The organism is Streptomyces sp. NPDC013455 (assembly GCF_040632975.1).
Classification (GTDB): Bacteria; Actinomycetota; Actinomycetes; order Streptomycetales; family Streptomycetaceae; genus Streptomyces.
Genome location: NZ_JBEYCX010000002.1, coordinates 117,088 through 129,701, shown reverse-complemented (window position 1 = coordinate 129,701; position 12,614 = coordinate 117,088). Strand labels below are relative to the sequence as shown.

Genomic DNA, 12,614 nt, shown 5'->3' with positions numbered 1-12,614 from the left:
AGGGACTCCGGCCGGCCGCGGCCGGGCCGCCGTGTCATCCCGTGGCGGCCGCCAGCCGCAGCAGCAGGGCCACGACTCCCTCGGGGCCGTCCACCACCAGGTCGGCCCGCTCCGCCAGCTCCGTGACCTCCGTGCTGCCGCTGCAGACCAGCAGGCCGGGGACGCCGTCGGCGCGCAGGGTGTCGATCGCGGCGAAGGCCGGGAGGTCGCCCAGGTCGTCGCCGGCGTAGACGACGCACTCGGCACCGGTGGCGCGGGCGTGGTCCAGCAGGGCCACGCCCTTGTCCATGCCCGGCGGACGCAGTTCCAGGACCAGGCGGCCGGGTTCCAGGATCAGTCCGTACCGGGTGGCGAGGCCGGCGAGGGGGACGCGCAGGGCCTCGAAGGCGGCCTGCGGATCGGCGGCGCGGCGGGTGTGGACGGCGACGGCCCGGCCCTTCTCCTCGATCCACGTGCCCCGTGCGGCGTCCGTGCGCTCCAGCAGGCCCGGCAGCTCGGCGCGGACGGCGGCCACGCCGGGGTGCGGGGGCGGCGCGGTGACCGCGCCGGTGGCCGCCTCCCAGCGTTCGGCGCCGTAGTGCCCGAGGACGGTGAGGTGTTCCAGGCCGGGCACACCGGCGAAGCCGCCGTAGGCGACCGCGACCTCGGCCGGGCGGCCGGTGATCACGGCGACGGAGGCGAGCCTGGGGGCGAGCGCGGCCAGCGCGGGTACGGCGTCGGGGTGGGCGCGGGCCTGCTCCGGGTCGGCGACGATCGGGGCCAGTGTGCCGTCGAAGTCCAGGCCGACGACCGCCGCGCTCGGCTTGGCCAGCAGGGCGGCGAGGCCGTCTTGTCCGGCCTGGGTCCGCGGGGTCGGCAGAGGGTCCATACAGCGACCCTATCCAGCATGGGCCGGGCTCACTCCCCCCGGCTCGTCGGCCACGGACCGGGGCCCGGTGGCTCAGCGCTCCGCGCGCCGTGCCTCCCGGACCCGCCGCAGCCGGTTCACCGTCACCGGGTCGTGGGCCAGTGCCCGCTCGTCGTCCAGCAGGGCGTTGAGGAGCTGGTAGTAGCGCACGGGGGCCAGCCCCAGCTCCTCGCGGATCGCCCGCTCCTTCGCGCCGGCGCCGGGAAAGCCCCGGCGCTCCAGCGCGAGGATGGCCTTTTCACGGCTGCCCAGTTCCATGGCAGCCACGGTAGCGCCGGGCACCGACAGCCGGTCCGGGGGCCCGGCGGGGCCCGGCGGCCCCCAGGCCCCTAGTCCGCGGTGGTGCTGTCGGCCGCCGTGGCCGTCGACTGGAGGCGGGTCAGGACGGCGGAGGGGCTGCCGCCGGGGGCGACCGCCTGGCCGATGTTCTTCTTCACGGCCGCGCTGACCGCCGCCCAGGAGGTCTTGCCGACGGGGTAGAGCTCGGAGGTGGGCAGCTGGTCGAGGAAGGCGTGCAGCGGCTTGTCGGTGGCCGCGTCCGACGCGCTCATGACGGTGGAGGCGGAGCTGGTGACCGGCAGCAGCCCGTACTGCCGGGAGAAGGACAGGACGTTCTTCTTCGCGTACACGAAGTCCAGGAAGTCGCCGATCTGGTCGGCGTGGCCGTGCTGCCGGAAGCCCATCATCCAGTCGGCGACGCCCATCGAGGCCCTGGCCTTGCCGGTGCGGCCCGGCATGGGCACGATGCCGAACTTCACGCCCTTCTTGGCGGCCTGCTGGATCAGCGTGGGGTGCCCGTTGAGCATGCCGACCTGCCCGTCGGCGAACGCGGCGAAGGCGGTGGCGCGGTTGAGCTTGCCGGGGGCGACCGGGCCGGTGAGGCCCTTGCCGACGAGCTCGTCCTTGAGCCAGCTGAAGGTCGCTATGTTCTGCGCGGAGTCGATGGTGTAGGTGCCGATGTCGTCGGTGTAGCCGCTGCCGCCGTTGCCGCCGCTGAGCAGCCACTGCATGGTCTCGGCCTGGGCCTCCTCGGGGCCGAGGGGCAGCGCGTAGGGGTACTTGACCCCCTTGTCCTTGAGCGCCTCGGCGTCGGCGGCGAGCTGGTCCCAGGTGGTGGGCGGGGTGATGCCGGCCTTGGCGAACAGGGTCTTGTTGTAGAAGAGCACCCGGGTGGAGGCGGCGAACGGGATGCCGTACTGCGTGTGCTTCCACTCGCCCGCGTCGGAGAGCTGGGAGAGGAAGTCGGCCTGGGTGCGGATGGAGAGCAGGTCCGAGGCCGCGTAGAGCTTGCCCTCGGCGGCGTAGTCGGCGTAGGCGCCGATCTGGGCCATGTCGGGGGCGTCGCCCGCGTCGACCATCTCCTTGACCTTGCGGTCGACGTCGTTCCAGGAGTAGACGCTGACCTCGACCTTCACGTCGGGGTGCTCCTTCTCGTACTCCCGGACGAGGGCGTCCCAGTACTTCTTGGAGCTGTTGGCGGCGGAGTCGCCGTAGTCGGCTGCGACGAGTCTGAGCGTCACGTCGGAGGAGCCTGTACTCCCGCAGCCGCCGAGAACCGCCGTCATGCCCAGTGCGGACACCACCGCGATCGTTCCTGCCGTTCGCCGACGCACCCTCAAAGCCCCAACCCTGCTGTGTGACCGTTCAACATATGGACACATAAGGTCTACACCACGTGAGTGGACTAGACCTCTCCCGGGTCCGAGGGTCACACTAGGCCCCGTGGTGAGACATGTCATCGCCCTGGACGTGGGCGGTACCGGGATGAAGGCCGCCCTCGTCGGCGAGGACGGCGCGCTGCTCCACCGCGCCCGCCGCGCCACCGGCCGCGAGCGCGGCCCCGACGCGGTGGTCGCGGGCATCCTCGACTTCGCCGCCGAGCTGCGCGCCCACGGCCTGGAGCAGTACGGCGAGCCCGCCGCCGCGGCCGGCATCGCGGTCCCCGGCATCGTCGACGAGGAGCACGGCACCGCCGTCTACGCGGCCAACCTCGGCTGGCGCGACGTCCCCCTGCGGGCCCTGCTCGCCGACCGGCTCGGCGTGCCCGTCGCCCTCGGCCACGACGTCCGCACCGGCGGCCTCGCGGAGGGCCGGATCGGCGCGGGCCGGGGCACGGACCGGTTCCTGTTCGTACCGCTGGGCACCGGGATCGCCGGCGCCATCGGCCTGGACGGGCGGGTCGAGGCCGGCGCGCACGGCTTCGCCGGCGAGATCGGGCACATCGTCGTCCGCCCCGGCGGCTCGGCCTGCCCCTGCGGGCAGCGGGGTTGCCTGGAGCGGTACGCCTCCGCCTCCGCCGTCAGCGAGGCGTGGGCCGCCGCCTGCGGCAACCCGGACGCGGACGCGGCCGACTGCGCCGGGGCCGTCGCGTCCGGCGACCCGAACGCCGTCCGGGTGTGGCAGGAGGCGGTGGACGCGCTCGCCGACGGGCTGGTCACGGCGGTCACCCTGCTGGACCCCCGCACGCTGATCATCGGTGGCGGGCTGGCCGAGGCGGGGGAAGTGTTGTTCCGACCGCTGCGCGACGCCGTCCGGCGGCGCGTCACCTTCCAGAAAGCGCCCACCATCGTCCCCGCCGCCCTCGGCGACACGGCCGGCTGCCTCGGTGCGGGTCTGATCGCACGGGATCTGTTGACGACGGACACTCCTACGACTCCGGAGGTAAGCACCTGATGGCAACCGAGCGGGACATCCAGGCTCCGGGCGGGAGCGCCCCGCGCGAGGAGCGGGGCGGTGCGGACCCCCGGCCCCGCCTCGACGGGCGCACGGCCCCCACCGGCCCGCAGGTGCTCACCGGCGCGAACGTGGTGCTCCCCACCGGAACGGTGGCGAACGGCCGGCTGGCCGTGGACGGCAGGCACATCACCGCCACCGCCCCGGCCGGCGCGGCGCTCGTCGACGTCACCGGCCACTGGCTGGTCCCCGGATTCGTCGACATCCACAACCACGGCGGCGGCGGAGCCTCCTTCTCCGGCACCCCCGAGCAGATCCTCACCGCCATCCGCACCCACCGGCAGCACGGCACCACCACCCTCGTCGCCTCCACTGTGACCGACGAGATGGACCTCCTGGTCGGCCAGGCGGGACTGCTGAGCGAGCTGGCCGAGCAGGGTGAGATCGCCGGCATCCACTTCGAGGGGCCGTTCATCTCCCCGTGCCGCAAGGGCGCGCACTCCGAGGCGCTGCTGCGCGACCCGGACCCGGCCGAGGTGCGCAAGCTGATCGACGCGGCGCGCGGCAGGGCGACGATGGTCACCCTCGCGGCCGAGCTGCCGGGCGGCATCGACTCCGTACGGCTGCTCGCCGAGCACGGCGTGATCGCGGCGATCGGGCACACGGACGCCAGCTACGAGCAGACGGTGGAGGCGATCGACGCGGGCGCCACGGTCGCCACCCACCTCTTCAACGCCATGCCCGCCCTGAACCACCGCGCGCCCGGCCCGATCGCCGCCCTGCTGGAGGACGAGCGGGTCACGGTCGAGCTGATCAACGACGGCGTCCACCTCCACCCCGCCGCGCTGGAACTGGCCTTCCACCACGCGGGCCGGGACCGGGTCGCGTTCATCACCGACGCGATGGACGCGGCCGGCATCGGCGACGGCCGCTACATGCTCGGCCCGCTGGAGGTCGAGGTCAGCGAGGGCGTGGCCCGGCTGGTGGAGGGCGGTTCGATCGCGGGCTCCACGCTCACCCTGGACCGCGCCTTCCGGCGGGCGGTGACCGTCGACCGGCTGTCGGTGGAGGACGCCGTGACCGCCCTGTCCGCCAACCCGGCCCGGCTGCTGGGCCTGTCCGACCGCATCGGCTCCCTGGAGCCCGGCAAGGACGCCGACCTGGTCCTGCTGGACGCGGACTTCGAGGTGAAGGGCGTGATGCGGCACGGCGCCTGGGTGGTGGCGCCCCAACTGGCCTGATTCCGCCCGGCTTCTCACCTACGGCGGCCGACCCTGGACTGGGCCGGCCGCCGTCTCTTTGGCATGATCAGGGCCCCGGACACCGATGGCAGGCACAGGGACTTCGAGGGAGGTCGGCCCGGGTGATCCTCACGGTCACACTGAACACCGCTCTCGACATCACCTATCGCGTACGGGGGCTGCGGCCGCACGCCTCGCACCGCGTCTCGGAGGTCGTCGAGCGGCCCGGCGGCAAGGGCGTGAACGTGGCCCGGGTACTGGCCGCCCTCGGGCACCGGGTGACCGTCACCGGCTTCGCGGGCGGCGCGACCGGCGAGGTGCTGCGCGAGCGCCTCTCGGACGGCGTGCCCGGCTCGGTGCTGCGCGAGCGGCCGGCGGGCGGGGGCGGACCGGTGGACGCGCTGGTGCCCGTCTCGGGAGCCACCCGGCGCACCATCGCGATCGTGGACGAGCTGACCGGGGACACCACCCAGCTGAACGAGCCGGGCCCGCAGATCGCACCGGCCGAATGGGGCACCTTCCTGGACCGGTACGAGGAGCTGCTGGCCGGCGCCTCGGCGGTGGCCCTGTGCGGCAGCCTGCCGCCGGGGGTGCCGGTGGGGGCGTACGCGAACCTGGTCCGCGCGGCCCGCGCGGCCGGCGTGCCGGTGCTGCTGGACACCAGCGGAGAACCGCTGCGCCGCGGGGTGGCCGCCCGCCCGGACGTCATCAAGCCGAACGCCGACGAGCTGGCCGAACTGACCGGCTCCCACGACCCCTCACGCGCCACCCGGGACGCCCGCCGGCGCGGCGCCCACGCGGTGGTCGCCTCACTCGGCGCCGAGGGCCTCCTGGCGGTCACCCCCGAGGGCCACTGGCGCGCCGTCCCGCCGGCCCGCCTGACCGGCAACCCGACCGGCGCGGGCGACTCGGCGGTCGCGGGCCTGCTGTCCGGCCTGGTCGAACGCCTCTCCTGGCCGGACCGCCTCCTGCGCGCGGCCGCCCTGTCGGCGGCGACGGTACGCGCCGCCACGGCGGGCGACTTCGACCCGGCCGCCTACCGGGACCTGCTGGGACGCGTGGCGGTGTCCGGGGAGGCCGGCGCGGCCTAGGGGATGGCTCGTCGATCAGGCCGGATCAGCCCGGGATGACCGACGAGACGCCTTCTAGTCGTCGCGCTTGACGTGTCCCGGCTTGATGTAGAGCTTCTCGATCAGGACGTTGCACTTGTCGCCGGACTGGCAGGAGATCGAGAGCGTGTTGGCACCCTTCTTCAGGGTGGGCCACACGTACGAGGTGGTCCAGCCGGCGGCGAAGTCGCCGTCGGCCGCGTGCCGGTAGTTCTCCAGGCCGATCTTGCTGCCGAACGGGGTGCCGTTGACGGTCACCGTCATCGACTGGTCCTCGCCGGTCGCGCTGTAGTCCGCGAACAGGGTGTACGGGCCGTCGGAGGGGATGTCGACCGTCCAGGTGACCGACGCGCCGGCCTGGTTCAGCCCGCCGACATAGCTGCCGTCGGAGGACTTCGCCCCCTTGACGTCCGACGCCTTCGCCGCGCCGCCGGCCAGCTGGAGGGTGCCCGAGGTCGCGTCGGCCTCCAGGACGCCGGGCGCCGCCGAGGCGCTGCCCGACGGGCTCGGGGAGGCGCTCTGGGACTGGGTCGGGGCCGGGCCGGTCTGGTCGGTGCCCTTGTCGTCGTCCGTGTTGCCGTTGATCATGGCGACCCCGATGCCGATGACGACCGCGGCGACCACCGCGATCGCGCCGATCAGCAGGCCCTTGGTGTTCGGGCCGCGGCGGGCCGGGGCGTGCGGCGCCGGCGGGCGGCCGGCCGGAGTGCCGCCGGGCAGCGTCTCGGGGGCCTGGTAGTGGGTGTTGGGCTGGCCGTAGGCGGCCTGCTGCTGGGGCACGCCCTGGCCGTAGGTGGCCTGCGGCTGGCCGTACCGGCGCTCACCGACCGCGCGCACCCTGCTGACCGAGTTCGGGTAGCCGTAACCGCCGGACGGCGGCTGGGCTCCCCGGGCCTGGCCGTCTGCGTACAGGTAGCCGAACGGGTCGTCGTCCTCGGGCGTGCTCGCGCCGTTGTCGCCGGGCGTCATCCCTTGGTACTCCTCAACAGGTGCGGGCGGATGCGGTACGGGTTGGAATGGCGAGCCTACCCGCTCTCACTCGTCCAAACGGGTGAGCAGAACCGCCTCAACCCGCTGACCTGCGGTTCATCCGGCGCGTCGATGCTGTTTGGGACGAGATCGTTTCTCTACGTACATCCGCTCGTCAGCGGACTTCAGCACCTCGTCCGCCGTCATGCCGCAGTGGGCCCAGCCGATGCCGAAGCTCGCACCCACCCGGACCGCCCGGCCCTCGGCGCGGATCGGCTGGATGATCTCGTTGCGCAGCCGTACGGCGAGGTCCTGGGCGTCGGCCCGGCCCAGTCCGTCGGCGAGGATCACGAACTCGTCGCCGCCCAGCCGGGCGACGGTGTCGCCGTCCCGCACACCGCTGCCGAGCCGGCGCGCGACCTCGATGAGGACCGCGTCGCCCGCGTTGTGCCCGAAACGGTCGTTGATCGACTTGAAGCCGTCGAGGTCGCAGAAGAGGACCGCGAGGCCCTTGGTGCCGTCGTCGCGGCCGTCCTCCGGGGCGACCACGTGCACATGGTGGTCGAAGGCGTCGTACGCCTCCGCGGCCGGCGCGAAGTCGAAGCCGTGACCGGCGGAGCCGAGGGCCTGGGGGTGGCCGTAGGCCGCGTCCAGGGAGTCCGCCGCGCCGCCGTGGGCGGGGCGCTGGCAGAGCCGGGCCGACAGGCGGGAGCGCAGCTCCGCGGAGTTGGGCAGGCCGGTCAGCGAGTCGTGCGAGGCGCGGTGGGCGAGCTGGAGCTCGCGCCGCTTGCGCTCTTCTATGTCCTCGACGTGGGTGAGCAGGAAGCGGGGGCCGTCGGCGGCGTCGGCCACGACGCTGTTGCGCAGGCTCACCCAGACGTAGGTGCCGTCCCGGCGGCCCAGGCGGAGCTCCGCGCGGCCGCCCTCGGCGGAGGTGCGCAGCAGGGTGCCGATGTCCTCGGGGTGGACCAGGTCGGAGAAGGAGTAGCGGCGCATCGCGGAGGCGGGGCGGCCGAGCAGCCGGCACAGGGCGTCGTTGGTGCGCAGGATGCGGCCGTGCTGGTCGCCGCCCAGCTCGGCGATGGCCATGCCGGAGGGCGCGTACTCGAACGCCTGCCGGAAGGACTCCTCGCTGGCGCGCAGGGCCTGCTGCTCGCGCTCCAGGCGGACCAGGGCCCGCTGCATGTTGGCCCGCAGGCGCGCGTTGCTGATCGCGATGGCGGCCTGGAAGGCGTACATCTGGAGCGCCTCGCGGCCCCAGGCGCCGGGGCGCCGGCCGTTGCGCGGCCGGTCGACGGAGATCACCCCGAGGAGCTCTCCGCAGGAGCCGCCCTGCCCGCCCGGGGTGTACATGGGCGCGAAGAGCCGGTCGGAGGGGTGCCACTCGTCCTCGAAGCGCGGCGCGGGACCGTCGGTGTACCACTGCGGTACGTCGTCGTCGTCGAGGACCCAGCCCTCGGTGTGCGGTATAAAGACGAGGTCGCCCCAGCGCTCGCCCATGTTCAGCCGCCGCTCCCAGGACTCGCGGGAGCCGACCCGGCCGGTGATCAGGGCTTCGGCGGCGGAGTTGCCGGAGAAGGCGGCGACCACGAGGTCACCGTCCTGGCGCACCAGGTTGACGGCCGCCATCTCGTACCCGAGCGCGCCCACGGCGCCGTCGGCGACGGTCTGCAGTGTGTCCGCCAGGCTGCGTGCCGTGTTCATGTCGGCCATGACCTGGTGCAGCTGTCGCAGGGACGCAAGGCGGACATACGGCTCCGACTCGGTCTCCATGCTCGCCCTCCCCCCGAGACCTCGCAGCGAATCAAGGGTTGTCTTCGGCGCTTCTCCCGCGTCTTTCGCGGCGGCTCTTTGCGTTCTTCTCCCGGCTTCCCCGCCACTGAATCACAGCGCGCTGCCCACTCGGTACACAGGGTCAACAATTCCTGCCCCTTGTGACTCAAGTCACAGCAGAACGTGAACAATTGCGTGGGGTTTCCGCGTTTCACCCGTGCCTTTACTGAACACACAGCGTACGGGTGCGCACACATGATGCACACATCGGTGCACCCTTGGTCCTAGGACCCGGCTCGGGCGAAGGGCCGATGCGGTCCGCCCGGGGCGAAGACTAGCGTTCCCGGTGTGCTGAACTCCGCCTCATCCATCACCCCCCTGGCTTCCGGGCATGCTGAGGGGGTGAGCAACGACGAGTTCCGGGCCGCGATGTCCCGGCTGGCCGCGGGTGTGGTCCTGGTCACGGCGCAGGAGCCGCCGCTGGATCCGGACGACCCCGGAGCGCCGGGCGTGGAGGACGTCGGCATGACCGCCACCGCCTTCCTGTCGGTCTCGCTCGACCCGCCGCTGGTGCTGGTCAGCCTGCGTACCGGCGCCCGCATGGACGACCTGCTGGAGGAGCAGCCGCTGTGGGCGGTGTCCGTCCTCGCGGAGAGCCAGCGGCACATCGCGGGGCGGTTCGCCATGAAGGGCAGGATCAGCGACCGGCTGCTCTTCGAGGACATCCCCTACGTTCGCGGCGAGGCCACCGGCGCCCCGCTGGTGGGCGGCGCACTGGCCACCCTGGAGTGCCGGACCGAGCAGCGGGTGGCCGCGGGCGACCACACTCTGGTCATCGGCCGCGTCCTGACCGCACGGGTGCCCAGCGCGGAGGGCGGCCCGTTGCTCTATTTCCGCGGCAGATACCGGCAGTTGGGCTGAGCGCGGGAATTCGGCGGTCCCGGTATTTCCGTGGCCGCCGTGAAACACGCGCGCTTAAGGTGCCGGGATGACGATCCGTCTGGAAGAAGTGACACCCGCGAACTTCGACATCGCCGTGGGCATACGCGTCCGTGCCGACCAGGAACAGAACGTCGCCCCGGTCGTGAAGTCCCTCGCCGAGGCGTACGTGTATCCCGCCGGTGTCGCCTGGCCGCGCCTGATCGTCGACAACGGGCGCGCGGTCGGGTTTCTGATGGCCTTCTTCGGCATCGACTGGCACGGCGACGGCAGCGTGCGCCGCTCCGGCCTGTGGCGGCTGAACATCGCCGCCGGGGAACAGGGCAGGGGCTACGGCGCCTTCGCCGTCGACGCCGTGGCCGGGGAGATCCGCCGCCGCGGCGGCGAGGAGCTGTACGTCACCTGGCACCCTGGCCCGGCCGGCCCCGGGGCCTTCTACCTCCGCCTGGGCTTCCACGAGAACGGCGAGACCAGCGGGGGCCAGACGGTGGGAGTGCTGCCCCTCCACCCGCCCCGGCCCGCCGCCGCGCCCGCGCCCGGCTAGACCTCCTCGACGGTGAGCTCGGCCAGGCGGTCCGGGGCGGTGACGATGTCGATCACCGCGATGCGGTCGGCCACGAAGGAGAAGGCCAGCACGCGCTCCGGGCGCCCGCCGGCGTACACGGCCAGGCCGGTGGCGCCGTCGATCAGTACCGGACGCGCGATCCGCGCCAGGTGCGCGAAGCCCGCCGCGCCGGCGGCGACGCGGGCGGCGCCGCTGTTGACCCCGGCCTCGGTGCGGGCCACCACGTCCGGGTCGAGGACCGCGAGCAGCCCGTCGAAGTCGCCGCCCCGCGCGGCGGCCAGGAAGGCGTCCACCACCCGCCGCTGCCGGGCCAGGTCGGGCTCGGGCGCCTCGACGCCCCGCACCCGGCGCCGGGCCCGGCTGGCGAGCTGCCGGGCCGCGGCCGCAGTGCGCCCGAGGATGGCGCCGATCTCCTCGAAGGGCACCCCGAACAGGTCGTGCAGCACGAACGCCAGCCGCTCGGCCGGCGACAGCGTGTCCAGGACGACCAGCAGGGCCGATCCCACCGAGTCGGCGAGCACGGCGTCGTGCTCCGGGTCCGGTGCGGCGGACGGCGCCGGCTGCCGGCTCTCCAGCGGCTCCTCCCCCCGGGAGCGGCGGGAGCGGAGCATGTCGAGGCAGACCCGGCCGACGACGGTCGTCAGCCAGCCGCCGAGGTTCTCCACCTCCCGGGTGTCGGACCGGCTCAGCCGGAACCAGGCCTCCTGCACGGCGTCCTCGGCCTCGGCGGCGGAGCCCAGCATCCGGTGGGCGACCGCCCGCAGGTGTCCCCGGTACGCCTCGAACCGCTCGGCGAGGAAGTCGTTGTCGGTCATGCGTGGGCCGGCCTCTCCGTCGTCGTGGTGCGTGTTCCCGCACCCCCTGTGACGTCGGAAGGGCCGAGGATGTGACACCGGCCGGCGGATCCGATCGGGCACCGGGAAGGGGACCGTCGGACCGCGGGCCCCGGGACGGCCGCGGAGCGGCGGGGGCGGCGGGGCCGCCCCGGCTAGCCCCAGTCCCGGCCCGAGCGGCCGCGCTTCGTCTCGGCGCGCTGCTTCTTCTCCCGCAGCCGGCGTTCGTTGATGCCCCGCGGGATGCGGGTCGCCCTGCGGGGCTTGGGCGGCGGCGCGGTCGCCTCCGCGAGGAGCGCGGCGAGGCGTACGGCGGCGGCCTCGCGGTTGCGCCACTGGGAGCGGTGCTCGGAAGCCCGTACGGACAGCACCCCGTCGACGAGGCGCCCGGCCAGCCGGTCCAGCGCCCGCGCCTTCCACACGGCGGGGAGCGCCTCGGTGCGGGCGAGGTCGAAGCGCAGCTCCACCTGCGAGTCGCTGGTGTTGACGTGCTGTCCGCCGGGCCCGGACGACCTGGAGAAACGCCACATCAGCTCGGCCTCGGGGAGCGAGACCGAACCACGGATGAGATAGGGCCCGGACATGCGTCCCATGTTCCCGGCCCGGACCGGTGCACGTCACCTGGATTTCCGGCTTGGTAAAAAAGGTAAAGGCGTCAGGAACCACCGGGGCGCCGTGGACGTTCTTGCGGGTGACGGTAGCTTCGTCGGCACAGCCGTGCACGGACGGATGTGCACGGATTTGCACGGGTAACTAGGGAAGGGACTCCCAAACATGGCTGTAAGCCTGTCCAAGGGTGGCAACGTCTCGCTCACCAAGGAGGCTCCGGGCCTGACCGCCGTCACCGTGGGCCTCGGCTGGGACGTCCGCACCACCACCGGCACGGATTTCGACCTGGACGCCTCCGCCATCGCGGTGAACGGCCAGGGCAGGGTCTACTCGGACGGCCACTTCGTCTTCTTCAACAACAAGCAGACCCCGGACAACACGATCGTCCACACGGGCGACAACCGCACGGGTGAGGGCGCCGGCGACGACGAGGCGATCAACGTCAACCTGGCCGCGCTCCCGGCCGACATCGACAAGGTCGTGTTCCCGGTCTCCATCTACGACGCCGAGAACCGCGGCCAGAACTTCGGCCAGGTCCGCAACGCCTACATCCGCATCGTGAACCAGGCCGGCGGCGCCGAGATCGCGCGCTACGACCTCTCCGAGGACGCGGCCACCGAGACGGCCATGATCTTCGGCGAGCTGTACCGCAACGGCGCCGAGTGGAAGTTCCGCGCCGTGGGCCAGGGCTACGCCTCGGGCCTGGTGGGCATCGCCCAGGACTTCGGCGTGAACGTCTGACCGGACCGGCACTCCGGAAAGGAGCCCCCGGCCGCGCCGACGCGCGGCCGGGGGCTTCCTCGTGTCCGGGGGCGGGGCGCCGGCGGTCCCGCGCCGGGCACCACCCCCCGGGTGTGACGCCCTCCGCCCCAACTGCGCTGTGCCATAGGGAGGTTGAGCCTCCCGAGCGCGTCCGCATAACGGTTTCCGCAGCTCGGCTTTCGGATACGAACACGTAAAGTCTTGACGGCACCCTGTCAAACAGGGGGGTGCCGG

General features: G+C 73.3%; 13 protein-coding genes. 6 read left to right on the top strand and 7 right to left on the bottom strand.

Annotation, left to right across the window (positions count from 1 at the left end):
- Nucleotides 1-34: 34 nt before the first annotated feature.
- The 3 genes from otsB to ABZ576_RS04705 form a co-directional block, all read right to left on the bottom strand.
- On the bottom strand, nt 35-868 hold the full coding sequence (otsB, locus tag ABZ576_RS04715) for a trehalose-phosphatase (RefSeq protein WP_360735772.1): 834 nt from the start codon (nt 866-868) through the stop codon (nt 35-37).
- Nucleotides 869-940: 72 nt separating this feature from the next.
- Nucleotides 941-1,165, bottom strand: coding sequence for a DUF3263 domain-containing protein (locus ABZ576_RS04710; RefSeq protein WP_360735770.1), 225 nt, complete (start codon nt 1,163-1,165; stop codon nt 941-943).
- Between the two features lie 71 nt (nt 1,166-1,236).
- Nucleotides 1,237-2,490: an extracellular solute-binding protein gene (locus ABZ576_RS04705; protein ID WP_360735768.1), complete on the bottom strand. Its 1,254-nt coding sequence runs from the start codon at nt 2,488-2,490 to the stop codon at nt 1,237-1,239.
- 142 nt (nt 2,491-2,632) lie between these two features.
- On the opposite strand from ABZ576_RS04705, the gene ABZ576_RS04700 reads away from it, so the two are divergent.
- The 3 genes from ABZ576_RS04700 (at nt 2,633) to ABZ576_RS04690 (ending at nt 5,912) form a co-directional block, all read left to right on the top strand.
- Nucleotides 2,633-3,580 (top strand): ROK family protein, encoded by a 948-nt coding sequence (locus tag ABZ576_RS04700; RefSeq protein WP_360736634.1) that lies wholly within the window; start codon nt 2,633-2,635, stop codon nt 3,578-3,580.
- A gap of 113 nt (nt 3,581-3,693) precedes the next feature.
- On the top strand, nt 3,694-4,821 hold the full coding sequence (gene nagA / locus ABZ576_RS04695) for an N-acetylglucosamine-6-phosphate deacetylase (RefSeq protein WP_360736632.1): 1,128 nt from the start codon (nt 3,694-3,696) through the stop codon (nt 4,819-4,821).
- Between the two features lie 122 nt (nt 4,822-4,943).
- Nucleotides 4,944-5,912, top strand: coding sequence for a 1-phosphofructokinase family hexose kinase (locus ABZ576_RS04690; protein ID WP_360735766.1), 969 nt, complete (start codon nt 4,944-4,946; stop codon nt 5,910-5,912).
- A 54-nt stretch (nt 5,913-5,966) separates the two neighbouring features.
- Here the strand turns inward: ABZ576_RS04690 and ABZ576_RS04685 are convergent, their stop codons facing one another.
- Both ABZ576_RS04685 and cdgB read right to left on the bottom strand, forming a co-directional pair.
- A complete protein-coding gene (locus ABZ576_RS04685) occupies nt 5,967-6,899 on the bottom strand; it encodes a carbohydrate-binding protein (protein ID WP_360735764.1) in 933 nt (310 codons plus the stop codon).
- 117 nt (nt 6,900-7,016) lie between these two features.
- Nucleotides 7,017-8,672 (bottom strand): diguanylate cyclase CdgB, encoded by a 1,656-nt coding sequence (gene cdgB / locus ABZ576_RS04680; protein WP_360735762.1) that lies wholly within the window; start codon nt 8,670-8,672, stop codon nt 7,017-7,019.
- A 348-nt stretch (nt 8,673-9,020) separates the two neighbouring features.
- Here cdgB and ABZ576_RS04675 point away from each other — a divergent pair, with 348 nt between their 5' ends.
- A complete protein-coding gene (locus ABZ576_RS04675; protein ID WP_360735760.1) occupies nt 9,021-9,593 on the top strand; it encodes a flavin reductase family protein in 573 nt (190 codons plus the stop codon).
- Between the two features lie 67 nt (nt 9,594-9,660).
- Entirely contained in the window at nt 9,661-10,155 is a 495-nt protein-coding gene (locus ABZ576_RS04670) for a GNAT family N-acetyltransferase (RefSeq protein ID WP_360735758.1), read from the top strand.
- Here the strand turns inward: ABZ576_RS04670 and ABZ576_RS04665 are convergent.
- Both ABZ576_RS04665 and arfB read right to left on the bottom strand, forming a co-directional pair.
- Nucleotides 10,152-10,991, bottom strand: coding sequence for a sigma-70 family RNA polymerase sigma factor (locus ABZ576_RS04665; protein ID WP_360735756.1), 840 nt, complete (start codon nt 10,989-10,991; stop codon nt 10,152-10,154). The two genes, ABZ576_RS04670 and ABZ576_RS04665, sit on opposite strands and share 4 nt — an antisense overlap.
- A gap of 173 nt (nt 10,992-11,164) precedes the next feature.
- Nucleotides 11,165-11,602, bottom strand: coding sequence for an alternative ribosome rescue aminoacyl-tRNA hydrolase ArfB (arfB, locus tag ABZ576_RS04660; protein ID WP_360735754.1), 438 nt, complete (start codon nt 11,600-11,602; stop codon nt 11,165-11,167).
- Between the two features lie 181 nt (nt 11,603-11,783).
- On the opposite strand from arfB, the gene ABZ576_RS04655 reads away from it, so the two are divergent.
- On the top strand, nt 11,784-12,359 hold the full coding sequence (locus ABZ576_RS04655; RefSeq protein ID WP_360735752.1) for a TerD family protein: 576 nt from the start codon (nt 11,784-11,786) through the stop codon (nt 12,357-12,359).
- Nucleotides 12,360-12,614 lie beyond the last annotated feature (255 nt).